This is a genomic window from Ornithinimicrobium cryptoxanthini, from assembly GCF_023923205.1.
GTDB lineage: Bacteria > Actinomycetota > Actinomycetes > Actinomycetales > Dermatophilaceae > Ornithinicoccus > Ornithinicoccus cryptoxanthini.
This window is the reverse complement of record NZ_CP099490.1, coordinates 783,273-806,305: the sequence shown is the minus strand read 5'-3', so window position 1 is coordinate 806,305 and position 23,033 is coordinate 783,273. Positions and strand designations below refer to the sequence as shown.

Annotated in this window: 26 protein-coding genes; 5 read left to right on the top strand and 21 right to left on the bottom strand. The window is 68.1% G+C overall.

Going from position 1 to position 23,033, the window contains the following annotated elements; all coding sequences use genetic code 11:
- Window positions 1-15: 15 nt before the first annotated feature.
- Together rpsI and rplM are read right to left on the bottom strand one after the other, a co-directional pair.
- Window positions 16-516 carry a 30S ribosomal protein S9 gene (gene rpsI / locus NF557_RS03835; protein ID WP_252621763.1) on the bottom strand — a complete coding sequence of 167 codons (501 nt, stop codon included), beginning with the start codon at window positions 514-516 and terminating at the stop codon, window positions 16-18.
- Window positions 517-523: 7 nt separating this feature from the next.
- Window positions 524-967 (bottom strand): 50S ribosomal protein L13, encoded by a 444-nt coding sequence (gene rplM, locus NF557_RS03830; RefSeq protein WP_252621761.1) that lies wholly within the window; start codon window positions 965-967, stop codon window positions 524-526.
- 192 nt (window positions 968-1,159) lie between these two features.
- On the opposite strand from rplM, the gene NF557_RS03825 reads away from it, so the two are divergent.
- Complete coding sequence (locus NF557_RS03825) at window positions 1,160-1,735, top strand: ArsR/SmtB family transcription factor (protein ID WP_252621759.1); 576 nt, start codon at window positions 1,160-1,162, stop codon at window positions 1,733-1,735.
- A 109-nt stretch (window positions 1,736-1,844) separates the two neighbouring features.
- Here the strand turns inward: NF557_RS03825 and pulA are convergent, their stop codons facing one another.
- The 3 genes from pulA to NF557_RS03810 form a co-directional block, all read right to left on the bottom strand.
- The gene (gene pulA / locus NF557_RS03820; protein WP_252621757.1) at window positions 1,845-7,613 is read right to left on the bottom strand and encodes a pullulanase-type alpha-1,6-glucosidase; all 5,769 of its coding nucleotides are present in this window, start codon (window positions 7,611-7,613) and stop codon (window positions 1,845-1,847) included.
- Window positions 7,614-7,759: 146 nt separating this feature from the next.
- A complete protein-coding gene (locus tag NF557_RS03815; RefSeq protein WP_252621755.1) occupies window positions 7,760-8,845 on the bottom strand; it encodes a GNAT family N-acetyltransferase in 1,086 nt (361 codons plus the stop codon).
- Between the two features lie 88 nt (window positions 8,846-8,933).
- Window positions 8,934-9,365, bottom strand: coding sequence for an OsmC family peroxiredoxin (locus NF557_RS03810; protein WP_252621753.1), 432 nt, complete (start codon window positions 9,363-9,365; stop codon window positions 8,934-8,936).
- 164 nt (window positions 9,366-9,529) lie between these two features.
- On the opposite strand from NF557_RS03810, the gene NF557_RS03805 reads away from it, so the two are divergent.
- Window positions 9,530-10,450, top strand: a complete 921-nt coding sequence (locus NF557_RS03805) for an AEC family transporter (RefSeq protein ID WP_252621751.1) — start codon at window positions 9,530-9,532, stop codon at window positions 10,448-10,450.
- Window positions 10,451-10,588: 138 nt separating this feature from the next.
- Complete coding sequence (locus tag NF557_RS03800; protein WP_252621750.1) at window positions 10,589-11,407, top strand: ZIP family metal transporter; 819 nt, start codon at window positions 10,589-10,591, stop codon at window positions 11,405-11,407.
- Window positions 11,408-11,494: 87 nt separating this feature from the next.
- Here the strand turns inward: NF557_RS03800 and NF557_RS03795 are convergent, their stop codons facing one another.
- The 5 genes from NF557_RS03795 to NF557_RS03775 all read right to left on the bottom strand — a co-directional run bounded on the left by NF557_RS03795 (window position 11,495) and on the right by NF557_RS03775 (window position 14,979).
- Window positions 11,495-11,995, bottom strand: coding sequence for a cell wall-binding repeat-containing protein (locus tag NF557_RS03795; RefSeq protein ID WP_252621749.1), 501 nt, complete (start codon window positions 11,993-11,995; stop codon window positions 11,495-11,497).
- Between the two features lie 154 nt (window positions 11,996-12,149).
- On the bottom strand, window positions 12,150-12,530 hold the full coding sequence (locus tag NF557_RS03790; protein WP_342454502.1) for a GntR family transcriptional regulator: 381 nt from the start codon (window positions 12,528-12,530) through the stop codon (window positions 12,150-12,152).
- A gap of 86 nt (window positions 12,531-12,616) precedes the next feature.
- Window positions 12,617-12,997, bottom strand: a complete 381-nt coding sequence (locus NF557_RS03785) for a type II toxin-antitoxin system VapC family toxin (protein ID WP_252621748.1) — start codon at window positions 12,995-12,997, stop codon at window positions 12,617-12,619.
- A 5-nt stretch (window positions 12,998-13,002) separates the two neighbouring features.
- A complete protein-coding gene (locus NF557_RS03780; RefSeq protein WP_252621747.1) occupies window positions 13,003-13,239 on the bottom strand; it encodes a hypothetical protein in 237 nt (78 codons plus the stop codon).
- A 42-nt stretch (window positions 13,240-13,281) separates the two neighbouring features.
- A complete protein-coding gene (locus NF557_RS03775; RefSeq protein ID WP_252621746.1) occupies window positions 13,282-14,979 on the bottom strand; it encodes an ABC-F family ATP-binding cassette domain-containing protein in 1,698 nt (565 codons plus the stop codon).
- Window positions 14,980-15,131: 152 nt separating this feature from the next.
- On the opposite strand from NF557_RS03775, the gene NF557_RS03770 reads away from it, so the two are divergent.
- Window positions 15,132-15,569 (top strand): cupin domain-containing protein, encoded by a 438-nt coding sequence (locus tag NF557_RS03770; protein WP_252621745.1) that lies wholly within the window; start codon window positions 15,132-15,134, stop codon window positions 15,567-15,569.
- Window positions 15,570-15,644: 75 nt separating this feature from the next.
- On the opposite strand, the gene NF557_RS03765 is transcribed toward NF557_RS03770, so the two are convergent.
- Together NF557_RS03765 and NF557_RS03760 are read right to left on the bottom strand one after the other, a co-directional pair.
- On the bottom strand, window positions 15,645-16,049 hold the full coding sequence (locus NF557_RS03765) for a secondary thiamine-phosphate synthase enzyme YjbQ (RefSeq protein WP_252621744.1): 405 nt from the start codon (window positions 16,047-16,049) through the stop codon (window positions 15,645-15,647).
- Between the two features lie 41 nt (window positions 16,050-16,090).
- Complete coding sequence (locus tag NF557_RS03760; RefSeq protein ID WP_252621743.1) at window positions 16,091-16,414, bottom strand: TraR/DksA family transcriptional regulator; 324 nt, start codon at window positions 16,412-16,414, stop codon at window positions 16,091-16,093.
- Between the two features lie 106 nt (window positions 16,415-16,520).
- Between NF557_RS03760 and NF557_RS03755 the strand changes: the two genes are divergently transcribed.
- Entirely contained in the window at window positions 16,521-16,880 is a 360-nt protein-coding gene (locus tag NF557_RS03755) for a UBP-type zinc finger domain-containing protein (RefSeq protein WP_252621742.1), read from the top strand.
- Between the two features lie 15 nt (window positions 16,881-16,895).
- Here the strand turns inward: NF557_RS03755 and truA are convergent, their stop codons facing one another.
- The 9 genes from truA to infA all read right to left on the bottom strand — a co-directional run bounded on the left by truA (window position 16,896) and on the right by infA (window position 23,001).
- Complete coding sequence (gene truA, locus NF557_RS03750; protein WP_252621741.1) at window positions 16,896-17,765, bottom strand: tRNA pseudouridine(38-40) synthase TruA; 870 nt, start codon at window positions 17,763-17,765, stop codon at window positions 16,896-16,898.
- 51 nt (window positions 17,766-17,816) lie between these two features.
- Window positions 17,817-18,536, bottom strand: coding sequence for a hypothetical protein (locus tag NF557_RS03745; protein ID WP_252621740.1), 720 nt, complete (start codon window positions 18,534-18,536; stop codon window positions 17,817-17,819).
- Between the two features lie 292 nt (window positions 18,537-18,828).
- Window positions 18,829-19,656: a 50S ribosomal protein L17, sunset domain variant gene (gene rplQ / locus NF557_RS03740; protein WP_252621739.1), complete on the bottom strand. Its 828-nt coding sequence runs from the start codon at window positions 19,654-19,656 to the stop codon at window positions 18,829-18,831.
- Window positions 19,657-19,678: 22 nt separating this feature from the next.
- Window positions 19,679-20,701, bottom strand: a complete 1,023-nt coding sequence (locus NF557_RS03735; RefSeq protein WP_252621738.1) for a DNA-directed RNA polymerase subunit alpha — start codon at window positions 20,699-20,701, stop codon at window positions 19,679-19,681.
- A gap of 190 nt (window positions 20,702-20,891) precedes the next feature.
- Window positions 20,892-21,500: a 30S ribosomal protein S4 gene (gene rpsD, locus NF557_RS03730; RefSeq protein WP_252621737.1), complete on the bottom strand. Its 609-nt coding sequence runs from the start codon at window positions 21,498-21,500 to the stop codon at window positions 20,892-20,894.
- Between the two features lie 28 nt (window positions 21,501-21,528).
- Window positions 21,529-21,936 (bottom strand): 30S ribosomal protein S11, encoded by a 408-nt coding sequence (gene rpsK / locus NF557_RS03725; protein WP_252621736.1) that lies wholly within the window; start codon window positions 21,934-21,936, stop codon window positions 21,529-21,531.
- Between the two features lie 79 nt (window positions 21,937-22,015).
- On the bottom strand, window positions 22,016-22,393 hold the full coding sequence (gene rpsM / locus NF557_RS03720; protein WP_252621735.1) for a 30S ribosomal protein S13: 378 nt from the start codon (window positions 22,391-22,393) through the stop codon (window positions 22,016-22,018).
- 205 nt (window positions 22,394-22,598) lie between these two features.
- Window positions 22,599-22,712, bottom strand: a complete 114-nt coding sequence (rpmJ, locus tag NF557_RS03715; protein ID WP_006592630.1) for a 50S ribosomal protein L36 — start codon at window positions 22,710-22,712, stop codon at window positions 22,599-22,601.
- Between the two features lie 67 nt (window positions 22,713-22,779).
- Window positions 22,780-23,001: a translation initiation factor IF-1 gene (infA, locus tag NF557_RS03710; protein WP_252621734.1), complete on the bottom strand. Its 222-nt coding sequence runs from the start codon at window positions 22,999-23,001 to the stop codon at window positions 22,780-22,782.
- Window positions 23,002-23,033 lie beyond the last annotated feature (32 nt).

Here is a 23,033-nt window from a genome sequence, read left to right as displayed (position 1 = left end):
GCGGAGCAGCGTGGATCAGCGCTTGCTGTACTGCGGCGCCTTGCGGGCCTTCTTCAGACCTGCCTTCTTGCGCTCGGGGACGCGCGCGTCGCGGCTGAGCAGCCCGGCCTTCTTCAGTGCCGGACGGTTCAGCTCCTCGTCGACACCGTTCAGCGAACGGGCGACACCCAGGCGGACGGCACCGGCCTGGCCGGAGGGGCCACCGCCGTGGACGCGCACGAGCACGTCATACGCACCGTCGAGATCGAGCACGGTCAGCGGCTCGTTGACGATCTGCTGGTGGACCTTGTTCGGGAAGTACTGGTCCAGGCTCTTGCCGTTGATCTTCCACTCGCCGGTGCCCGGCACGATGCGCACGCGGGCGATGGCCTGCTTGCGACGGCCCGTGGCGGCGCCCGGCGCGGAGGCGGAGGGACGGCGGGCGGCCTCGCCGGCCGGCGCCTCGGACTCAGAGGTGTATTCGGTGAGCTCGACCTCGTCGGCCTCGACCTCGGTGTTCACAGTCATGTCTGTCATGGTTTCCTTACTGCGCAACCTGCGAGATTTCGAACGGGACGGGCTGCTGCGCGGCGTGCGGGTGGCTGTCGCCGGCATAGACCTTGAGCTTGGACAGCTGCTGACGGCCCAGGGAGTTCTTGGGGATCATGCCCCGGATCGCCTTCTCCACCGCGCGGGTGGGGTGCTGCTCGAGCAGCTGCGTGTAGCTCTTGGCCGTCAGACCGCCCGGGTAGCCCGAGTGACGGTAGGCCTTCTTCTGCTCCAGCTTGGCGCCGGTCAGCGCAACCTTCTCCGCGTTGATGATGATGACGTAGTCACCGGTGTCAACGTGGGCGGCGTAGGTCGCCTTGTGCTTGCCGCGGAGCAGGATCGCGGTCTGGGACGCGAGGCGGCCCAGCACGACGTCCGTGGCGTCGATAATGTGCCAGGCGCGGGTGATCTCGCTGGCCTTCGGTGTGTAGGTACGCACGTATAACCCTCGTGTTCGTGGGATTGGCATGAGCCGGAACCACAGACGCGTGGATCGGCAACAGTCATCCAGTTTACGGGACAGCGCCCAGCCCACTCAAATCCACTAAACCCGCAGGTCAACCCCCGTTTCTGGACGCGCCCAGCGCGGCACGCACACCAACTATGCACAACAACTGTGCATACTGGTCGTATGTCGGAGCTCACCTCTCCCCCCCGGCGCACCGCCCTGCGGGTGCTCGCTCATCCACTCCGCAGCCGGCTGCTCGCCGAGCTGCGGGTGCACGGCGACGCCACGGCGACCGAGCTGGCCCGGGCCCTGGAGACCAACACCGGCGCGACGAGCTATCACCTGCGCCAGCTGGCCGAGGTCGGCCTGATCGAGGACTCCGGCGAGGGCACCGGCCGGCGCCGGGTCTGGCGCGCGACGATCTCGCCCGGACCGACCGAGGCGAGCGGCGACATACTCGACCCTGACGACCCGGACGACGTGGCGGCGGCGGACTGGCTGGCCCGGGACTACCTCGAGCACTTCACCGGCCGGGCCGGGGACTGGCTCGACTCGCGGACGGAGTGGCCAGAGCACTGGCAGCCTGTCCTCGGACTCGAGGACCACCTGGTGCTGGTCACGGCCGAGCAGATGACCGCACTGAGCGAGGAGCTCCTCGAGGTGCTTGAGCGCTATCGGCGCGTCGGGCAGGGCAACCCGGCGGCCAAGCGGGTCTCGTTCTACACCTGCGCCCTGCCGGTGGACCGCGCGCCGAGCTGAGGCAGCCATCCCCACCCCGCCCCCAGGCTGGGCACGGAAAACGCCGCTGTGGGAGGGATATCTCACTCCCACAGCGGCGACAACCGTGCCCAGGTCAGAAGGGGGAACTCTAGTCCTGGACAAACACCGCCACGGTGCGTGCGGGGACCGAGAGTATGCCGGAGGCCGCGTCCCACGATGAGGTCTTGACCACCTCGTCCGCGCCACCGGCCTGGACCGGTGACAGGGAGAGGCTCGCACCCGACAGACCCGGGATGACCTGGGCGACCGGCTTGTCGCTGGCGTTGAAGACCACCACTAGTCCGTCGAGCTCCGGGTCCACGTCGGTGCCGACGGTGTCGTCGATGCGCATCACGATCACCCCGTCGTGAGCGTCATCCGTGCCAGAGACCGGGAAGGTCAGCTTCTCCTCGATCGCCTCAGCGGTCCCCAGCCGGAACAGCGGCGTGGAGAAGCGCAGCTCGATCAGTTCCTGCGCCGCCTCCGCCGACGTCGCGATGTCCTCCGGTTCGGGAGCCAGCGCGGGGTCGGCCAGCAACGGGCGCATGTAGTCCCACTTGGCGCCGTTGTCGGCCTCGGGCGCCAGCCCCCGGCCGAAGCCGTTGTCGGTCATCGTGAAGTCGAGCAGGTTGAACCAGTCGCCGCTGTCATAGGAGTTGCGGTCCAGGCTCTTGCTGCGCAGCAGGTCGGCGCCGGCGTGCCAGAACGACGGGCTCTGCCCGAGCGTGACGGTGGCCAGGGACAACGTGTTCATCCGCACCCGGTCCTCCATCGTCGTGGCCGGCGGCAGCTTCATCGTCAACGAGTCGAAGAGGGTCTCGTTGTCGTGGGCGTCGACATAGTTGATGACCTCGTCGGGGTCCTCGGCGTATGCCGCAGGGGCACCGTTGTAGTCGACCTCCACACCGCTAACCACCTCGCTGGTCTCGGCGCTCCGGAACTGGAAGTCCCGCAGGTTGCCGGCCAGGCCGATCTGCACCAGGTCGGTGTCGTGGGCCAGCGAACGCTGCTGGGCGGCTTCGTCACCGTTGACGGGTGCCCCGTTCGGGTCGGTGAACTCTCCGGAGCCGAAGCCCTGCTTGCGCGGGTCCTCGTCGAACGGCCCACCGCCGCGGACCGCGTCACGCAGCCGGTCGTTGAAGGTGCCGATGCTCGTGCCGTCCAGCTGACCCTGGATCGCCTGGTAGAAGAGCCGGTTGCCGGCGACCTCACCGAAGTCCCAGCCCTCGCCATAGAGCGTGATTGCCCGGCCGTCGACGCCGTCCTTCCTGACGGTCAGCTCATCCAGTGCCGCGCGAGCCGCCTCCATGTTGTCCCGCGAGTGGTGACCCATGAGGTCGAACCTGAAGCCGTCGACCTTGTAGTCCCGGGCCCACACCACGAGGGCGTCGACCATCAGCTTCTCGGCCATCGCGTGCTCGGTCGCGACGTTCTGGCAGCAGGTCGAGGTCTCGACCACGCCCATCGCGTTGAGGCGGTGGTAGTAGCCGGGCACGACCTTGTCCAGGACCGACTTCTCACCCTGACCAGACTGCGCCGTGTGGTTGTAGACCTGGTCCAGGACGACCCGCATGCCGGAGTCGTGCAGGCCACCGACCATGGTGCGGAACTCCTTGACGCGGGTGCCGCCGTGAGCGGCGTCCGCGGTGGAGGCATAGGAGCCTTCCGGTGCGAAGAAGTGCCACGGGTCATAGCCCCAGTTGAAGGCATCGGTCCCGGCCTGGGCCTTGACGCAGGCCTGCTGCTCGGAGCTGTCCGGGGCGAACGACTCGAGGTCGCAGTCCGGGCTGGTCTGCGCGGCGGGGTCCTCCTCGATGGAGGCGATGTCAAAGGTCGGCAGCAGGTGCACCGTGTTCATCCCCGCTTCGGCGAGGTCCTCCAGGTGCCGGGTGCCATAGCCGTCGTCGGCGAACGCCAGGTAGGACCCGCGGTGCTCGGCGGGGACGTCCGGGTCGCTGATCGAGAAGTCGCGCACGTGCAGCTCATAGATCGTCTGGTCGACCTCGTCGCCGATGCGCGGCGCCTTGGCGTGGCGCCACAACGCCGGCTGCAGCGCGCGGTCGTCCAGGTCGACGAGCACCGAGCGGGTGGAGTTGAGCGTCAGGGCGACGGAGTAGGGGTCGGTCACCTGGTTGGTCTCCACGACCCCGGTGCTCGGCACGAACACATCCACCTCGTAGAGGTAGGTGCGTCCGGCCCACTTCTTGTCGCCCTTGACCGACCAGGTGCCATCCTTGGCGCGCTTCAGGTCGATCCGCTGGGCGTCCTCGACGGCCGCGTCGCCAGCGGCACCGGCCGGCCAGAGCAGCAGGTCGACGTCGTGCGCGGTGGGCGCCCACAGGCGCGGCGTCGGCTTGCCCGACTTCCACTCCGCGCCAAGGGCCTTGTCACCGGCGGCACGGGCGTAGAGCTCGTCGAGCACACCCGGGATCTGCACCCCGGTGGCGTCCTTGAGGCGGCCCAGGTCGTCATACATCCCGACGGCGACCTGACCTCGCAGGATCTCGCCCGCGTTCTTGGCCGTCTTCTTGTCCAGGCGCAGCGCCAGGTAGTCGGCGAGCTCCGGGTGCTCGGCCACGACGTCGGCCGGCAGACCGGCGGGGTCGTAGGTCAGAGGCCAGGACTGCCCACCGGTGACCGCCTCGGCGTCCACCGCGAGCCCGCCGTCCGGCGACCAGTGCAGGCGCCAGTCCAGCAACGCCGGCTCGGCGCCGGCCGGCACGGAGTCGGCAGGCCAGGCGAGTATGCCGGGGGTCAGCCAGTGCGCCTTGGCCGACTTGAGGTCCGGGGCCACCCCCGCCTCGGAGGTGGTGGCGGTGACCTCGTGCGTGGCGAGGACATAGCTGATGGTGAGGACGACACCGTCGGAGGGCACGCTCACTGGCACGTCCTGGCCGGGGTAGCTCTCATCCCAGGAAAGCCCGTGGGCGACCTTGAACTCGTAGTTGCCAGCCGGCACCTGCGTGCTCGACCAGGTCCAGGTGCCGTCGCCGTCCGGGTCCTGCAGCCACGGCCGCATGCAGTCGGGCGACCAGTCGCCGGGGCAGCCGAGCTCGGACTGGAAGGTGCCTGGCGCGGTCAGGATCGGGCTCTGCGCGTCGCTGGTGATCCAGTGCGTGGCGTGGTCGTAGTAGAAGGTGACGTCACCGCCGGGAGCGGTGTAGGGGATGTCCGCCCCGCCGGGCGCCCCGCCCTGGCCGTAGTTCTCCGCCCAGCTCTTGTCGATCGCAGCCTTGTAGGCGTAGTCACCGGCCGGTAGGTCGTAGGTGCCCTTCCAGATCTGGTCATCCGCGTCCAGCGTCAGCTGAGCCTGGTCGCACCCGGGCTCCCAGTCACCCAGGCACCCCATCTCGCTGTTGTGCGAGCCCGGGGCCGAGACGAAGTCCGGCTGGGTGATCGGCCCGATCGGCTCCGGTGCCTCGCCGCCACCACCATCAGACGCCGGGTCGCCGACCACCCCGTAGGACGAGTCGACCGAGAGCTTGCCGCTGGCGTCCTGCAAGATCGCTCGATACTCGACAAGGGTGCCGTGCGGCATACCAGAGACGTCGTGGAACACGCGGTAGGGCGCGTTGTCGTCCGTGCCCAGCAGCATCCAGTCAGTGGTGCCCACCGGGCGGTAGGCGAAGGTGACCTGGGCAAACACGTTGTCCGGCGTCGCGGCACCGATCTCGGCGCGGCCACCGACAGTGCCGCCGGCGGACGGGTCGGTCAGGTAGACGGCCGGCGCGTTCTTCGACTTCTTGAGCTTCTTGCCCTCGTAGACCTCGACCGACAGCGGCGCCACCTCGACGGTGACGTTGCCCACCTTGTTGCTCTTCAGTCTCGCGCTGTCGCCGTAGATCGCGGTGAACTTGTTCTGCACGCCGTAGGTCGGGATGGTCGCGGTCTTGGTCTCCGTGGAGTTGTTGGCCACGACCAGATACTCCACCTGCTCGTCGGCATCAAGCCGGCTGAAGGCGAAGATGCCCTCGTCGGAGGAGGCATAGCGGTGGATCTGGGCACCGTCCACCAGCGCCGGGTGCTCCTCCCGCAAGTCAGCCAGACCCGCGATCTGCTCATAGAGCGGGTGGCCGGTGTCAAAGCGGTCCACGCTGCCGGAGGGGGCAGCGATCAGCGGCTCCTCGGCATACTGCTGCACCTGGGTGGCGAACATGTCCTGGCGGGCATCCTTGTCCCCACCCGAGCCGATAAAGCCCTGCTCGTCGCCGTAGTAGACGACCGGCTGGCCACGGGTGAGGAACATCAGCTCATTGGTCAGCTCGACACGTGCCTGCAGGTCATCGCCGCTGAACCCGGCACCGGCGAGCATCATCGCGGCCCGCCCCATGTCGTGGTTGCCGGTGAAGGTCGGCAGCTGGTAGGCGTTGGAGTCGGTGTCGGTGTAGTAGTCGTCCATCGCGTAGAAGTCGCGCAGGCTGGTGGTGGCCGCGCCCTTGGCGAAGTCGATGGAGCGACCCTGGAAGCCGAAGTCGATGGTCGCCTGCAGGGCGCCGGTCGTCGTGTACTGGCTCAGGTAGCGCGGGTCGCCGTCGTAGACCTCACCGAACATGAAGAAGTCGGCGTTGCCCTCGCGGGCAGACTCCAGCACGCGCGGGCTGAACTCCTGCCAGAACTCCATGTTGACGTGCTTGACGGTGTCGACGCGGAAGCCGTCGATCCCGAAGTCGGCCCAGGTGGCATAGATATCGACCATGCCGTCGACCACCTCGTGGCGCTCGGTCCACAGGTCATCCAGCCCGACGAAGTCGCCGTAGGTGCTGGACTCACCGGCAAAGCTCGAGTCGCCGCGGTTGTGATACATCCGCGGGTCGTTCAGCCACTCCGGCACCTTGACGGTGGCGTCCTCCGGCGCGCGGAAGGTCGGCACGTAGGGGAAGGAGGTCGCCGGGTCGACCTCCGGGAAGGTGTCGGTGCCGGCATAGTCGGCGTCGTCGAAGACCTCGCCCGTCGCCGTGCGGTAGGGGCTGGTCTCCTTGGAGACATAGCCGTAGTTGTCGCCCTCGTAGTCGATGATGTCGGCGGTGTGGTTGGTGATGATGTCGAAATAGACCTTGATCCCGCGCGCGTGGGCATCGTCGATCAGCGCCCGCATCTCCTCGTTGCTGCCCAGGTGCGGGTCGATCTGCGTGAAGTCGGTGATCCAGTAGCCGTGGTAGCCCGCGCTCGCGTCCGCCCCGCTGCCCTGCACCGGCCGGTTCTTGAAGGACGGCGTCAACCAGAGTGCGGTCGTGCCCAGCCCCTCGATGTAGTCGAGCTGCTCGCGGATGCCTGCCAGGTCGCCACCGTGATAGAAGCCCTTGTCGGTCGGGTCGAAGCCGTGGTCGAGCCGATCCCCCTCGATCCCGCCGCGGTCATTGGTCTCATCGCCGTTGGCGAAGCGGTCGGCCATCACGAAGTAGAACTGCTCGGAGGTCACCGGCTTGCGCAGACTATCGCCGGCGAGGGCGCGGTCCTCGTCGCTGACTCCCCCGGCGAGGTCGGTCGGGGTCACCGAGTAGGCGTTGGTCTCGTCGTCATAGCCGAACTCGATCGTGGCCGGCCCCTCGAGCACGAGCGGCACGTTGTCGGCGGGATGGCTCTCGTCCCAGCTGCCGTTGATGGCGAACTTGAACTCATAGGCACCGGCGGGCACCGCGAAGACGCCGGAGTATGCCGAGCCACCCGCTTCGATCAGGTCCAGCTGGGTTGCGGTGCAGTCGGGCGCCCAGTCGGCGGCGCAGCCCAGTTCGTCCTGGAGCGAACCCACGAGGGTGACGGAGCGGCTGACCGCCGGCTCCGCGGCGACAGCCGGCTCCGTGGCGGCGTTTGCGGGCGAGAGAGCAGCCGTCGCGACGACCGCCGCAGTGGCGAGGGCAGCGGGCAGGAGGCGAGGCATGGGGATCTCCGTTGATCGAGCGCGCGGGACGACCTGCAAAGACTAGACCCGCGGCGCCGCCCTTCTCCACATTTCTTGCAAGATTTTGCAATCCCTTGACCTTCAGCCTACGTTCGGCCCAGCTCACGGCACGGCCGGTGTTGACGTCAGTTCGCCAACCGCAGCTGCCAGCCACCCTCCGCACCCTTGGTCGCGAAGCCGAGCTCGACGTTGATCGCGAGCATGTGAGCGTTCTCGTCGGCGTTCCAGGTGTGGATCCGAGCGACCTGCGGGGCGAGGCGCTCGAGCGCGCCGACGTTGGCTGCCTTGACGAGCATCCCGAGCCGATGGCCACGGTGGTCACCGTGCACCAGGGTGTCGTCCTGATAGGCGATCTCCGGCAGGTCCAGCCGCTGAGTCAGCAGCGTGTAGGCGACCAGCGCACCGGTGGGGACGTGCTCCGCGGCGCTGATGAGCTGCAGCCGCCCGACCTGCTCGACCCGCTGGTCGGCGTGCAGCACCCGCTCGGCGTCCCAGACCTCCTGCTCCACGTCGAGCTCCGCCAGGGGGACGTCGACACTCATCCGAGCGCGCAGCACCGCCAGCTGCTCGCGCAGCTCCACCGGTGTGATGCCGACCCAGCTGTGCAGCCGGTAGTCCGGCCCGGCCTGGGCTGCGGCCCTCCTGAGCAGTTCTATGGCGCGATCGGCCACAGCCGCGACGTCCAGCACGCTGTAGCGCTCGACCTGTTCGAGGACGAAGCCGAGATCTATCAGCAGATCCGTCGTCGCATCCGAGGCGATGGTCCCCACCCCGGTGACCGGACTGACCCGCGGTCCACTGCCGGAGGCCTCGCCGTGAGATGACCAGAGCTGCGCGGTCGCCCGCCCCTCAGCCCGCAGCATCGGAGCGAGCCGCTCCCACAGCGCGCGGCCGACGCTGCCCACGTCCACCGCTGGGTCGAACTCCAGCTCCAGCTCGGCCAGTGCAGTGTTGTCGGACAGCGGCAAGCCCGCCGACACGTAGGCGACCACCTGCCCATCGGGACCCTGAGCAACGAGTGCGACCCGTCGGCGATAGGGCGTCTCACCCAGGGATGCTGCCCAGGTGGAGCCGGGGTCGGCCAGGCTCGCGTCGCCATACTTCGCGGTGTTTGCCCGACGACCGACCTCGGCGATCCCCTCGGCCAGCCGCGCCTGTTCCTGCCCGGGCGCGCTGGGCACCGCGGTGATGACAACGTCGGACTGCTTCACCTGCTCAGTATGTCGAGGGGCAGCAACCGGTTTTCCGCACCGGTGGCAGGGTGGCTAGGTCGGGCGGACCATCAGTTGAGCGTGGCGGTTAGTTGAGCGTGGCGCTCAGCGTGATGTCGACGGCCTTGAGCGCCTGGCTGACCGGGCAACCCTCCTTGGCACCCTCGGCGATCTTCTGGAACGTGGCCTCGTCGATGCCCTCCACGGTGGCGGTCATCGTCAGCGCGATGCCGGTGATGCCGGTGCCGGCGACGAAGGTGACCTCGGCGCTGGTGCGCACCTCGGTGGGCGGGGTGTCGTTCTTCTTCAGCTCGTTGGAGAACGCCATGGAGTAGCAGGTGGCGTGGGCCGCAGCGATGAGCTCCTCCGGCGTGGTCGTGGTGTCTGAGCCCTCGGCGCGGGCGTTCCACTCCACCGGGAAGCTCGCCGCCCCGGAGCTGTCCAGGGAGGTGGTGCCGTTGCCGGTGAACAGGTCGCCGTTCCAGACGGTGCTGGCCTTGCTGACAACTGGGTTGGGCATGGGACGCTCCTTGTGTCGAGGGGGCTCCGCAGTCAGCGGGCCCGTCTCTTGCACCGTAACGTCTCCCCGAGCAGCCCACATCCGGGGGGCCCTTGGCCCAGCACCGTGGTCTCTGCCCGTGCCCGGGAGGCAGGACTACCACGCAGCACGGATAATGACTCAGCGTGGTGGCTGTCCTGCAAGGGTTCTGGCTGATCGCGGCGGTCATCGCGGTCGGGTGGTTCCTCGCGCACACCACGCTCTTTGGCCGCAACGAGCAGCAGGTCCTGGCCAAGCTGACGTTCTGGGTGGGCTCTCCTGCCCTGCTCTTCCTCGTGGTCGCCGACGCAGACGTCGGGGTGCTCTTCTCCGGTTTCCTGGTCGCCACGATCGCCGGTGTCGTGGTGACGGCCATCGCCTACCTGCTGCTCGCCAGGTTCGTGCTGCACCGCTCGGCCACGCACGCCCTGATGGGCGGGATGAGCGTCACCTATGTCAACTCCAACAACCTCGGGGTGCCGATCGCCATCTATGTGCTCGGTGACGCGTCGTGGGCTGCTCCCATCCTGCTGCTGCAGTTGCTCGTGCTGCAGCCCATGTGGCTGGCGGGCCTCGATGCAAGCGGCCGAGGGCGACTGTCCCTGCGGCGGCTGATCATGTCGCCGATCACCAACCCGCTGACGATCGGCAGTCTGCTCGGGCTCGTCGTGGCGGTCGCGGGCATCGAGCTCCCCGGCATGGTGCGGGCGCCCATCGACCTCATCGCCGGCCTCGCTATCCCCGGAATGCTGCTGGCGTTCGGCATCTCGATGCGGCTGTCCCCCGTCCCGCGGGGGCGCGCCAACATCGCTGAGCTGGGCGGGATGGTGTTGCTCAAGCTGGCGGTCATGCCCGCCGTGACCTGGCTTGTCGCGGGCCCGATCCTGGGGCTGTCCGACGCCGAGGTCATGGCGGCGGTGGTGATGGCTTCGCTCCCGACGGCCCAGAACGTCTTCATTCTCGCGGCGGCCTACCGGCGGGGCGAGGACCTCGCCCGGGACAGCGTCTTTGCGACGACGCTGCTGGCGATGCCCGCGATGCTGCTCATCGTCGGGTTCATGACCTGACCCGCCCTTCGTTGCCGATCCGACGCGACTTGATCCACGTCATGGATCGCTGCGCAGAACTTCCGTAAGTTCGAAGGTGTCGAGCCAGTGACACGGGGGCTGCTCGGCACGAGACTTCGAGAAAGGAAGACATCAATCATGGAACTCTTCGGTCAGGCTCTTGGGCTAGGCACCATCGGCCTCATCGCGGGTGTCGTCGGAGCCGTCATCGCCGCCCTGGCCACTCGCAGCTCCACCGCCACCCTCACCAGTTATGTCCAGCACTTCGCCGCCGGACTGATCATCGCCGCGGCCACGCTGGACCTGCTCCCTGAGGCACTGCACCTCGGTGGAGGCTGGCCCCTGATCATCGGTTTCGTGATCGGCACAGCGTTCATGCTGACGCTGCGCGCGATCCTCACCCGCTCCGGCCACGGCCACGGTCCCGGCCACGACGATGAGGGCCCCGTGGACGGTCACCATGCCGGGCACGGTGCCGTGGCCACCCAGACGCAGGTCAGCACCACGACCTCCCTGCTGGCGGGCGTGAACCTGCGCCTGGCGGTCGCCCTGGCGGTCGTCGTCGTGATCGACGGCGCCATCATCGGCGTCGCCCTGTCCGCAGGTGGGGCCGCCGCGCTCCTGATCGCGATTGCCCTCTCAATCGAACTGCTCTTCGTTGCCGCGTCGACCGCGGGTTCCACCCGGGCCAGCGGTGGCTCACTCAGCACGGCGATCGGGGTCGGCACCTTTGTCTCGATCATGATGCCGATCGGTGCCGTCCTCGGCGCGCTGGTCTTTGCCGGGGTCTCTGCTCCGGTGCTGATCGCTGCCCTGGGCTTCGGGGCCGCTGCGCTGCTGTTCACCGCAGTAGCCGAACTCCTGGTCGAGGCCTACGAGGTCAAGGAGAGCACCGGCACCATCGCGATGGCCGCAGGCGGTTTCCTGCTGTTCCTCATCTTGATGATGCTGATGTGACCTGCAACCGGGCGACAGCCTGACCCGCGACATACGGGCCAGGGCCGGCGGGGGTTAGCCTCGCCGGCCCTGGCCCGTCTCCTGTGCTCAGCCCTCGCAGTACTCCGGGTGGGCGTACTGCTTCAGGTCGTCGAATACGGCGTCGGTGATCGAGTTGGGGCCACCGACGACGTCGATGAAGCACGGTTCCAGATCGGTCAGCACTGCCCTGGTCTCGGCGGGGATGGAGCCCGCTCCGACCAGCAGGAGTGGGCCGAGATCGAAGGTGCTCGGCCCAAGAGCTAGGGCGTCCGGGTACTCCTGACCGGTGGCGATGTAGACCACCACCGTGTTTGTGAAGTCCCAACCATAGAACTCGGCGATCGCAGCAGCCGTCGCAAAGCGGTTCTTGCCGAAGACCCGGGTCACGCCGTCCTCAGACACGACATCCTGGGGTGCCATCCGGGCCGGCCGCTCTCGCTCGCCAGTCAGGTCCTTGACCTCACCGCCAGCGTTGGTCAAAGGGGTGACGGCGTCGTCGCCGACGGTGCCCGAGCTCGCGAACGCGCCGCCAAGCAGGACCGCGGCCGCCAGCGCGGTCGTGGTCATTCCTCGCCCTATCTTCATGCTGATCCCCTTCTCGTGGGCGAGACCCGGTGCTCGCGCCTGACCGGAGACTAGCGCCTCGACAGTTCCCTCGGTCCCCTGGTTCCGATGGTGAGGTCCACCTGGCTCGTCGGCGGCTCGACCTCGACACCGGCACTCAGGTCCCCAACGCCTGCCGCACCACGGCGAGCGCCTCGTCGGGAGGCAGCCCCAGGGAGCGGGTCAGCTCGGCATACCGCTGGGCAGCGGCCCGGGCGGAGGCACCAGCGGACGTTGCCCTGCCGTCCGCAACCGCGGCTCGCACGAACGTCCCGGCACGACCACGCCCCTCCAGCACGCCGTCGCCCTCGAGCTCGCGGTAGGCGCGAGCCACAGTGTTGGGCGCGATGCCCAGGTCGCCGGCGAGCTGGCGCACCGTGGGCAACCTGTCGCCCGGGACCAGCACACCGCGGGCGACCTGGTCCGTGATCTGCACGCGGAGCTGGGCAAACGGCGGCTCCGAGGACGCCGGGTCGAGGACGATAGCGTCAATGATCACGATGCACCCCTTTCCTGTAGCCACAGACCGTGGCACAGCGCACCGTGATGTGGCAACACACATCCCGACTCTGACGCCACTACCGGTCAGGTCACGGCGGTGACCGAGATGCCCCGCGCGGCCCGCGCCAGGCGCTGGTCGGTGGTGAGGAGCGGCGCCCCGAGGTGCTCGGCCAGGGCGACGTAGTAGGCGCCACTGATCCGCAGCCCCTGCCGCAGACCCCAGGCGCGCTGCCCCAACAGCAGGTGGGAGACGAGCTCCAGAGGGACTGCGAGGGCGTCGGACATCGCCTGAGTCGCCTCATCGTCGGCGAGCGCGCCCGCCCGGTTGAGTCGCCACAGTGCTGAGGCGACCTCGACCTGCAACAGCTCCGGCGCCCAGGCCTCGCCCCCGTCCCTCAGCTGCCGTGCGACCGCCCTGCCTGCCGGCGCGTCGATGACGAGGTCGACGATGGCGCTGGCGTCCACGACGATCACTCGAACTCGACCCGCACCTCGTCCATCACGGCCTGCGTGTCGATCGCGCGCGGCGGCTCACCCGCCCGCCTGGCTGTCACCCGCTCGATCCAGGCAGCCATCGACTCCCTCTCGACCTCTCGCCGAAGGTTGCGCAGCACCAGGTCACTGATCGTCAGGCGCTCCTGCGCAGCACGCGCTTTGACGGCGGCGTAGAGATCCTCCGGGACGTTCTTGACTTGCAGCGTGGCCATGTCATGACGTTATCATGACGCAGTCATGACAGCGTCCACCCGTCATCGTGCACGCAGGACGCGGCCCTCGTCCCAGACCGGCTCGGTCGTCTCGCGGACCCGCCCGTCGGCACCGAAGACGAGGAACCGGTCGAACCCGCGGGTGAACCACCGATCGTGGGTGACCGCGAGCACCGTGCCCTCGAAGGCCGCCAGTCCGGTCTCGAGCGCCTCGGCCGAGTGCAGGTCGAGGTTGTCAGTGGGCTCGTCCAGCAGGAGCAGGGTGGCCCCGGACAGCTCGAGAAGCAGGATCTGGAAGCGCGCCTGCTGCCCGCCCGAGAGCGAGTCGAAGGTCTGCTCGCCGGAGCGCGCCAGCTCATAACGGTCCAGCACGCGCGCCGCCTCGTCCTGCGGTCGGCCCAGGCGGTGCTCGTCACCGCGGTGCAGGATCTCCAGCAGGGTCCGCCCGACCAGCGCCGGGTGGTCGTGCGTCTGGGCGAACCAGCCGGGACGGACCCGCGACCCGAGGCGCGCGACCCCGGTGTGCGACACCGGAGCCGGCACCACATCACCGACGGGACGGTGCTCGATGTCGGGGTCGGACCCACCCGCTGCCAGAAGCCGCAGGAAGTGTGACTTGCCAGAGCCGTTGCTGCCGAGCACGGCGACCCGCTCGCCGAACCAGACCTCTAGGTCGAAGGGGAGCATCAGATCGGTGAGCTCGAGCGCCTCGCAGACCACCGCCCTCTTGGCGGTGCGACCGCCCTGCAACCGCATCGTGACCTGCTGCGGGATCGCCACGGCCTCCGGTGGACCAGCCTCCTCAAAGCGGCGCAGCCGCGTCTGGGCAGCGTGGTACTGGCTGGCCATGTCGGCGTTGTAGGACGCCTTCTGCTTATACATCAGCATCAGCTCGCGCAGCTTGGCGTGCTCCTCGTCCCAGCGGCGGCGCGCCTCCTCCAGACGCTCGTTGCGAGCCACCCGTGCCTCGTGCCAGGTGGCGAAGCTGCCGGGGTGCACCCACATCGCGGCGCCGGCAGCTCCCGGCTCGAGCGTGGCGACGCGGGTCGCGACGTTGGACAGCAGCTCGCGGTCGTGGCTGACGAACAGCACGGTCTTGGGCGACTCACGCAGCTGTCCCTCGAGCCACTGCTTGGCAGGGACGTCGAGGTAGTTGTCCGGCTCGTCGAGCAGCAGCACCTCGTCCGGTCCGCGCAGCAGGGCCTCCAGCGCGAGCCGCTTCTGCTCACCGCCGGACAGCGTGTCGGTCGTGCGCCACTGGGCCTGCTCGAACGGGATGCCGAGCGCGCTGACCGTGCACACGTCCCACAACGTCTCGTAGTCGTAACCGCCGACGTCCGCCCAGTCCGACAACGCCTGGGCATAGGCCATCTGGGCCGGCTCGTCGTCGACGGTCATCACGGCATACTCCGCCTCCTCCACCTCCCTGGCGACCCTGCGCAGGTCCGGTGGGGCGACCGAGACCAGCAGGTCCCGCACGGTCGGCGGCTCGCTCGTGTCGTCGCGCCCCATCGTCCCGATGAACTGACGCATCACCCCCAGCCCACCGCTGCGCGCCAACGACCCCGCCTGCGCCACAAGGTCGCCTGCGATGAGCCGCAACAGGGTCGTCTTCCCCGTGCCGTTGGGCCCGACCAGGGCGACCTTGGCGCCCTCCCCGACGCGCAGCGAGACGCTGTCGAGCAGCGCCCGACCGTCCGGCAGGGCATAACTGACACCGTTGACCTCGAGATGACCCACAGGCTCATTGTCTCGGTGAGGAGGTCACCACCTCAACCGGGTTTCTCTGCCTTGTCGCACTGCGCCTCCCGGCTCGCCGTCGTCAGACCTCGTCGCTAAGGTCGAGAGCGAACAGGCAAGTCCCCTGCATCGACTGAGAAGGAGCAACACCCATGGCGGACAAGGAGACCTTCACGACCGGCAAGGACCACGGCAAGGAGCCCTACGTCGTCAACATCGAGAAGATGACGGTCGACAACAAGAACTTCCGCAAGACGCTGTGGACGGGCGCGCACCTGCAGCTCACCGTGATGAGCATCGACGTCGGCGATGACATCGGCCTTGAGGTGCACCCCAAGAACGACCAGTTCCTGCGGGTGGAGAAGGGCAAGGGCCGCACCGAGATGGGGCCGACCAAGAACGACCTGTCGTTCACCAAGGACGTCGGGGATGACGACATCGTCCTGGTGCCGGCCGGCACCTGGCACAACGTCACCAACACCGGTGACGAGCCCCTGAAGGTCTATGTCCTCTACGGCCCCGCTGACCACGAGCCGGGCACCGTCCACCCCGAGCACAAGGACGCCGAGAAGGACCCCAACGAGGAGTGAGCGCCGGCTGCGCCCCGCAGCACACCGACGAGGGGGTATGCCGTGAGCACGCGGCATACTCCCTCCTCGCGTGGATCACCCGCTCAGGAAGCTGAACCGGACCGTCCGCTCGGCGTTGTCGACGTTGAGGTCGACCAGGCAGATGCTCTGCCAGGTGCCTAGCGCGAGCCGGCCGTCCAGCACGGGCACGCTGCAGTATGACGCCACGAGGGCTGGCATGACATGGGACCGGCCGTGGCCGCGCGAGCCGTGCCGGTGCTGCCAGCGGTCGTCGGCCGGCAGCAGGTCCGCGAGCACGGCGAGCAGGTCGTCGTCAGAGCCGGCGCCGGTCTCGATGATGGCCAGACCCGCCGTAGCGTGGGGCACGAAGACGTGCAGCAGCCCGTCCCCGCGGCTCTCGACGAACCGGTCGGCGTCGCGGGTGAGGTCGAGGACGACCTCCTCGCCCCCGGTCCGATAGGTGCGGACCTCCGAGTCCATTGTTCCTCCTGGGCAGACGTGAGTGGGAGGTGAAGGTGCGCTCAGCTGTGCTCGACGCAGTGGGTCGACCACGGCCGGACCTCGAGGCGACCCTCCGCGATCTGGGTGCCGCACTCGTCGCACGCCCCATAGGAGCTCTCCTCGATCTTGGCTAGCGCGCGGCGCACCTGGGCGAGGATGTCCTGCAGGTTGCTGTGCGCCCCCACCGCCGTGAGCCGGTCGACCGCCATGGCGGTGCCGTCGCCCACCCGTTTGCCGAAGCTGATCGCGCCCTGGTCCTGCTCGGGGCGGGTCAGGCGCGCCATCTGTTCCAGCAGGTCTGCCTCCTTGGCCTGCAGCTCCGCGGCGATCCTCTCCTGTCCCATCGCCTCACTCTGCCACCCCCTGCCCCATTGCTCCACCTGCCACCACTGCTACCCCACGGCCTGGCGATTCCTGCCATGGTGGACTCCCCTAGGCAAGGAGAGTCCAATGGCAGACGCCAACGGCATCGATGTCACTGTCCCGCCGAGCGGCACCGGCTGTGTCGAGTGTCTGGCCACCGAGGACGGGTGGTGGTTCAACTTGCGCAGGTGCGCGCAGTGCGGTCACGTCGGCTGTTGCGACAGCTCGCCGTCACAGCACGCCACAGCGCACTTCAAGGAGACCGGTCACCCGATGATGCAGAGCTTCGAGCCGGGAGAGGAGTGGTTCTACTCCTACCCGGAGGAGCGGAAGGACCCGAACGGCCCGGACCTGGCTCCACCCAACAGTCACCCTGAGGACCAGCCCAAGCCGGGACCGGCCGGCAGGGTGCCGGACGACTGGGAGTCGCGCCTGCACCCCAAGTGAGCCCCCTCCCCGACGTCAGGGCAGTCTGCGCGTGGCGCGGGCTTGCTCTGCCCGGTCGGCGAGTGCCTCGTCGGGCGGGTAGGTGATTTCCTCCAGGCAGAGTCCCTTTGCAGGCATCACTGTCACGCGCGGGTCCCGCACTCCGGTGGTGAGGATCTCGCGGGGCCAGCCCACGGCATACTCTCCCTCCCCGACCGGGACCACCGAGCCCACGAGTGCGCGGACCATGCTGTGGCAGAACGCATCCGCCACCACGGTCCCGGTGAGTATGCCGTCCTCCCCCCTCTCCCAGGAGTAGTCCAGGAGCGTGCGCACCGTGGTCGCGCCGTCCCGCTTCTTGCAGAACGCCGCAAAGTCGTGCAGTCCGGTCAGCTTCCGGGCCGCCTCGTCCATCGCCTCGGCGTCCAAAGGCTTTTTGTGCAGCACGGTGTCGCGGCGTCGGAGCGGGTCGAGCGTGGCAGGGCGGTCGCAGATCCGATAGGTGTAGCGCCGCTGCAGCGCAGAGAACCGGGCATCGAAGTCGTCCGACACCGGCGTGACCGCTCGCACCACGATGTCGGCGGGCAGCACACCTGCCAGCCGGGTGACTGCGGCCTCCTGCGGAGGCCTGTCGGAACGCCCGGGAAGTCCCGCCCAGGCGGCCCGGTTGACGTCGACGTGTGCCACAGAACCGCGGGCGTGCACCCCGGCGTCGGTCCGCCCACCCACGGTCAGTCGGACAGGGTCGGACCGCAGGATGGTGCCCAGCGCGGCGGAAACCTCACCCTCAACGGTGCGCAGACCCGGCTGGGCCGCCCACCCCGAGAAGTCGGTGCCGTCATAGGCCAGATCCATCCGGATGCGCACCCGAGGCTGATCGGCGGGGAGAGGGCAGGGCGTGGTCATGGGGACGTCACGCTACCGGAGAGCCATCCTGCTCCGTCACCCCAGCTGTGGTCAGCGGCCGGATGGATAGAGCACGTCGCGAGGCGGGCTCTGGGGGCAGGACTCATTGAGTTGCTCCCACTCGTCGACACTCAGGCCTGCCGCGTCAACGCCGAGGTACGGATACCACGTGGTCTCACTCGCGTGCAACGCTCCCGTGCCGTCCGCCTTCCAAGAGGCACGGAAGGTCTCCAGGCTTGGCGGATCGGGGACCTCGTGGTCTCGCTCCTCCAGGCATTGGGCCAGGTCCTCGACGTAGTAGCCATAGAGGAGGTCGACCTGCTCGATCCCGTAGGCATCGACCAGAGACTGATCCACGGGGTATTGGGCATGGCAGACGTAGTCGGACACGTCGAAGGCGGGCCACTGATCCTCCGGCAGGTTTGGCGGAGGGCTCATCCCGCCATCGGCCGTGATCGACACGTCCCAGCCAGCTTCCTGCATGCAGTCCAACCACACCTGAGATTGATCCCTGGGTGCGATCACCCGCACGAGATCTGTTGTGGGTGGATCTGCAACGTTGCTGGCCCGCTGAAGGACGGCGAGGTACTCCTGGTAGTCGAACTCGACCTCCGGAACAGGAGACCCCGTGGCACGTGCACCGGGTGCTTCCGACGTCACAGCCGTCGTGTTGTCGTCGGGCTCGTTCGCACTAGAGGAGCAGCCACCGAGCAGTATGCCCACGCCCAAGACCATCGCCCATGTTGCTGTTTCTCGAATCACACGGGGCATGGAGACTGGATGCACGCACGGGGCATGGAGACTGGATGCACGCCCTTGAAGTCGGTGCCGTCGTAGGCCAGGTCGATCCGGATGCGCATTGCACGAATGTACCTTCCTGGCGCGCCCAGGACCCTCACTAGTGCCCCCTGGGCGGACGCGAAACCTGTCCAAGGATGGGTGAGCGGTAGGTGGGCCACTATTCACCCCTGACGACAAAGGCGAGCGCCCGCTTCCCACATGGGGAGACGGGCGCTTGCGTGTCACGGGAGCCCCTCTCAGGGTGTCACGGGACGGGTGATGCTCAGGCGTCGTCCTTGTCGGTGCCGATGTCGGCGCCGGCGTCGGCGGACTGCTTGGCAGCGCCACCAGCCGGCTCGAAACCAGCGGCCTCGGCAGCCTCGGCGGTGCGGAACCAGACCTCGGCCTCGGTGGCGTCGTACCACTGCGAACCCTCAACGTGGTATTTCATCGAGTCCTTGTTGCCCTTGACGGTGAAGCCGTCGGGGGCGGCGCCGTCCTCGGTCGCGGCGGCGGAGTCGGGGCCGAAGCCACCGTCCACGCCGTCCTCGGCCTTGGTGTTGGCAGCCTCGGTGGTGTCCTCGGTGACGACCTCGTTGACCTCGACCGTCTCGGCCGGGGCCACCAGGGTGGCGACCTCGGTGGCCTCGGCGCTGTCGGCCTCGGTCGCGGCGGCAGCCTCAGCAGCCTTCTTGTCCTTGGCCGCTCGCTTGGTGGCGCCCTCGGCCTGCGTGACGACGGCCTTCTTGGCGACCGGCTCGCGGACCAGCTCGATCACGGCCATGGGGGCGTTGTCGCCCTTGCGCGCCGCGATCTTGGTGATGCGGGTGTAGCCACCCTGGCGCTCGGCCATGTCCGGTGCGATCTCGGTGAAGAGGCGGTGGACAACACCCTTGTCGCGGACCGTGGCCAGCACGCGGCGACGGTTGTGCAGGTCACCACGCTTGGCGAAGGTCACCAGGCGCTCGGCCAACGGGCGCAGGCGCTTGGCCTTGGCCTCGGTGGTGGTGATGCGGTCGTGCTCGAACAGGGCGGTGGCGAGGTTGGACAGGATCAGGCGCTCGTGCGCCGGACCGCCGCCGAGGCGCGGGCCCTTCTTGGGGGTAGGCATAACTCAGGTCTCCTAAACGGAATCAGTACTGCTCGTCCTCGGCGAAACTGGCGTCGCCCTCGTCATCCAGGTCCTCCGAGAGGTCAGCCTGGGCCGGGTCGAACCCGGGGGGGCTGTCCTTGAGGGCCAGGTTCATCTCGGCCAGCTTCTCCTTGACCTCGTCGATGGACTTCGCACCGAAGTTGCGGATGTCCAGCAGGTCGGCCTCGCTGCGGCTGACGAGCTCGCCCACGGTGTGGACGCCCTCGCGCTTGAGACAGTTGTAGGACCGGACGGTCAGGTCCAGGTCCTCGATCGGCAGAGCCAGGTCGGAGGCCAGCGCGGCGTCAGTCGGCGACGGGCCGATCTCGATGCCCTCGGCCTCGACGTTGAGCTCACGGGCCAGACCGAACAGCTCGACCAGGGTCTTGCCGGCGGACGCCATCGCGTCGCGCGGAGCCATCGAGTTCTTGGTCTCGACGTCCAGCACGAGACGGTCGAAGTCGGTGCGCTGCTCGACACGGGTCGCCTCGACCTTGTAGGTCACGGCGAGCACCGGGGAGTAGATGGAGTCGACCGGGATGCGGCCGATCTCCTGGTCGCCGGACTTGTTCTGCTGCGCCGAGACATAGCCACGGCCACGCTCGACCGTCAGCTCCATCTCGACCTTGCCGCTGTCGTTGAGCGTGGCGATGTGCAGGTCGGGGTTGTGCACCTCGACACCGGCCGGAGGCGCGATGTCCGCAGCGGTGACGGGACCGGAGCCCTGCTTGCGCAGATACATGATGACCGGCTCGTCGTGCTCGCTGGAGACGACCAGGGTCTTCAGGTTCAGGATGATCTCGGTGAGGTCCTCCTTCACCCCCGGGATGGTGGAGAACTCGTGGAGCACCCCGTCGACGCGGATGCTGGTGATGGCTGCACCGGGGATGCTGGACAGCAGGGTCCGGCGCAGGGAGTTGCCGAGGGTGTAGCCGAAGCCCGGCTCGAGCGGCTCGATGGAGAACCGCGACCTGGCGTCGGAGATGACCTCCTCGGACAGGGTGGGACGCTGTGCGATAAGCACGGTTTTTTCCTTTCCATGGGCGACCGCTATATGACGCCCAGTGATGGCACGGCACATCTCTGTCTGTATGCCGTGAGGCCCGGGGAAACCGGCGAGCTTGCGAGCCCTGGTTTCCCCGGAACAGCCAGGAACTCGCGAGCTTGCGAGCTCCTGGCCGTCGGGGGGTGCGGGGGGCGAAGCCCCCAGCGGATTAGTTCTTCGAGTAGAGCTCGACGATCAGCTGCTCGGTGAGGATCGTGTCGATCTGCTCACGCGTCGGCAGCTGGTGGATCAGGATCTGCAGCGAGCCCGGGACGACCTTCATCCACGCCGGGATGGGGCGGTCACCGAAGGTCTGGCGAGCCAGCTCGAGCGGGAACTTCTCCACGGACTGCTTGCGCACCGTGATGATGTCGAACTGCTCCACGCGGTAGGACGGGACGTCCACGCGGTGGCCGTTGACCTCGAAGTGACCGTGGGTCACCAGCTGGCGGGCGGCACGACGGGTGCGGGCCAGACCGGCGCGGTAGACCACGTTGTCCAGGCGGGACTCGAGGATGGTCAGCAGGTTGGAGCCGGTGCGACCGGGGCGACGAGCGGCCTCGGCGTAGTAGCGGCGGAACTGCTTCTCCATGACGCCATAGGTGAAGCGGGCCTTCTGCTTCTCCTGCAGCTGGGTCAGGTACTCCTTCTCCTGGCTGCGGCGACGACCGTGCTGCCCCGGGGGGAACGGACGCAGGTCGAAGTTCTTGTCTCCACCGACGAGGTCGACCTTGAGCCGGCGGGACTTCTTGGTGATGGGTCCGGTGTAACGGGCCATGTTCTTTCCTTACCTTCCCTTCCGGTTCTCAGACTCGACGCTTCTTGGGCGGACGGACACCGTTGTGGGCCTGGGGGGTGACATCAGAGATGGCACCGACCTCGAGGCCGGCAGCGGTGAGCGAGCGGATGGCGGTCTCACGACCGGAACCCGGGCCCTTGACGAAGACGTCGACCTTGCGCATGCCGTGGTCCATCGCGCGGCGTGCCGCGGCCTCGGCGGCCATCTGGGCGGCATACGGGGTGGACTTGCGCGAGCCCTTGAATCCGACCTGGCCGGATGAGGCCCACGCGATCACGGCACCGGTCGGGTCAGTGATCGAGATGATGGTGTTGCTGAACGTGCTCTTGATGTGAGCCTGCCCGAAGGCAACGTTCTTCTTCTCCTTGCGGCGCACCTTGCGGGCGCCGGCCGTACTACGGCTCTTGGGGGGCATTCAGTTCTCCTGACGAATAAGCAAGTGACAGTCCAACGGCAGTTCGGGGGAAGTTGGGGGCGGAGCCCCCGACCGAGAACTACCTGACGGCCTTCTTCTTGCCGGCGACGGTCCGCTTGGGACCCTTGCGAGTGCGGGCGTTGGTCTTGGTGCGCTGACCGTGCACCGGCAGGCCGCGGCGGTGCCGCAGGCCCTGGTAGCTGCCGATCTCCACCTTGCGGCGGATGTCAGCGGCAACCTCACGGCGCAGGTCACCCTCGAGGCGGTAGCTGTTCTCGAGGTGGTCGCGCAGCAGGACCAGCTGCTCGTCCGTCAGGTCCTTGACGCGGGTGGCGGGGTCGACGCCCGTGGCCTCCAACGTCTTGTCGGCGCGGGTGCGGCCCACGCCGAAGATGTAGGTGAGAGCGACCTCGACGCGCTTCTCGCGCGGCAGGTCGACACCGATGAGACGTGCCATGTGGCTGTTCTCCTGGTTTCGTGTGGAGGTCGTGGGGCAGCACCGGTCCGCATCCTCTGTGGTGGGCTCTCGCCCGCGGTCCCCGGCCTCCACGCCGGGGGTGACGTCCCGCAAGTCGGGGGTCGGGTGCTGCGTACTGCTTTCAGTTGTGTCGTCGTGGTCGAAGCCGCGACCTGTGCTGACCGGCTGGTGCCGGTCGGCGTGATCAGCCCTGACGCTGCTTGTGGCGCAGGTTCTCGCAGATCACCATGACCCGCCCGTTGCGGCGGATCACCTTGCACTTGTCGCAGATCTTCTTGACGCTCGGCTGAACCTTCATGTTCTGGTGCCGTCTTTCGGATCTGGTGGGTGGATGCTGGCTGGCTCGGGCCTGGGCCCGCTCCGGGTCAGCGGTAACGGAAGACGATGCGTCCGCGGGTCAGGTCGTACGGGCTGAGCTCCACGACAACACGGTCCTCGGGGAGGATCCGGATGTAGTGCTGACGCATCTTGCCCGAGATGTGAGCCAGCACAACGTGACCGTTGGTCAGCTCCACGCGGAACATCGCGTTCGGGAGGGCCTCCACAATGGTGCCCTCGATCTCAATGACGCCGTCCTTCTTCGCCATGTCCTCCACATTTCTGAGTGACCGCTCCGGGC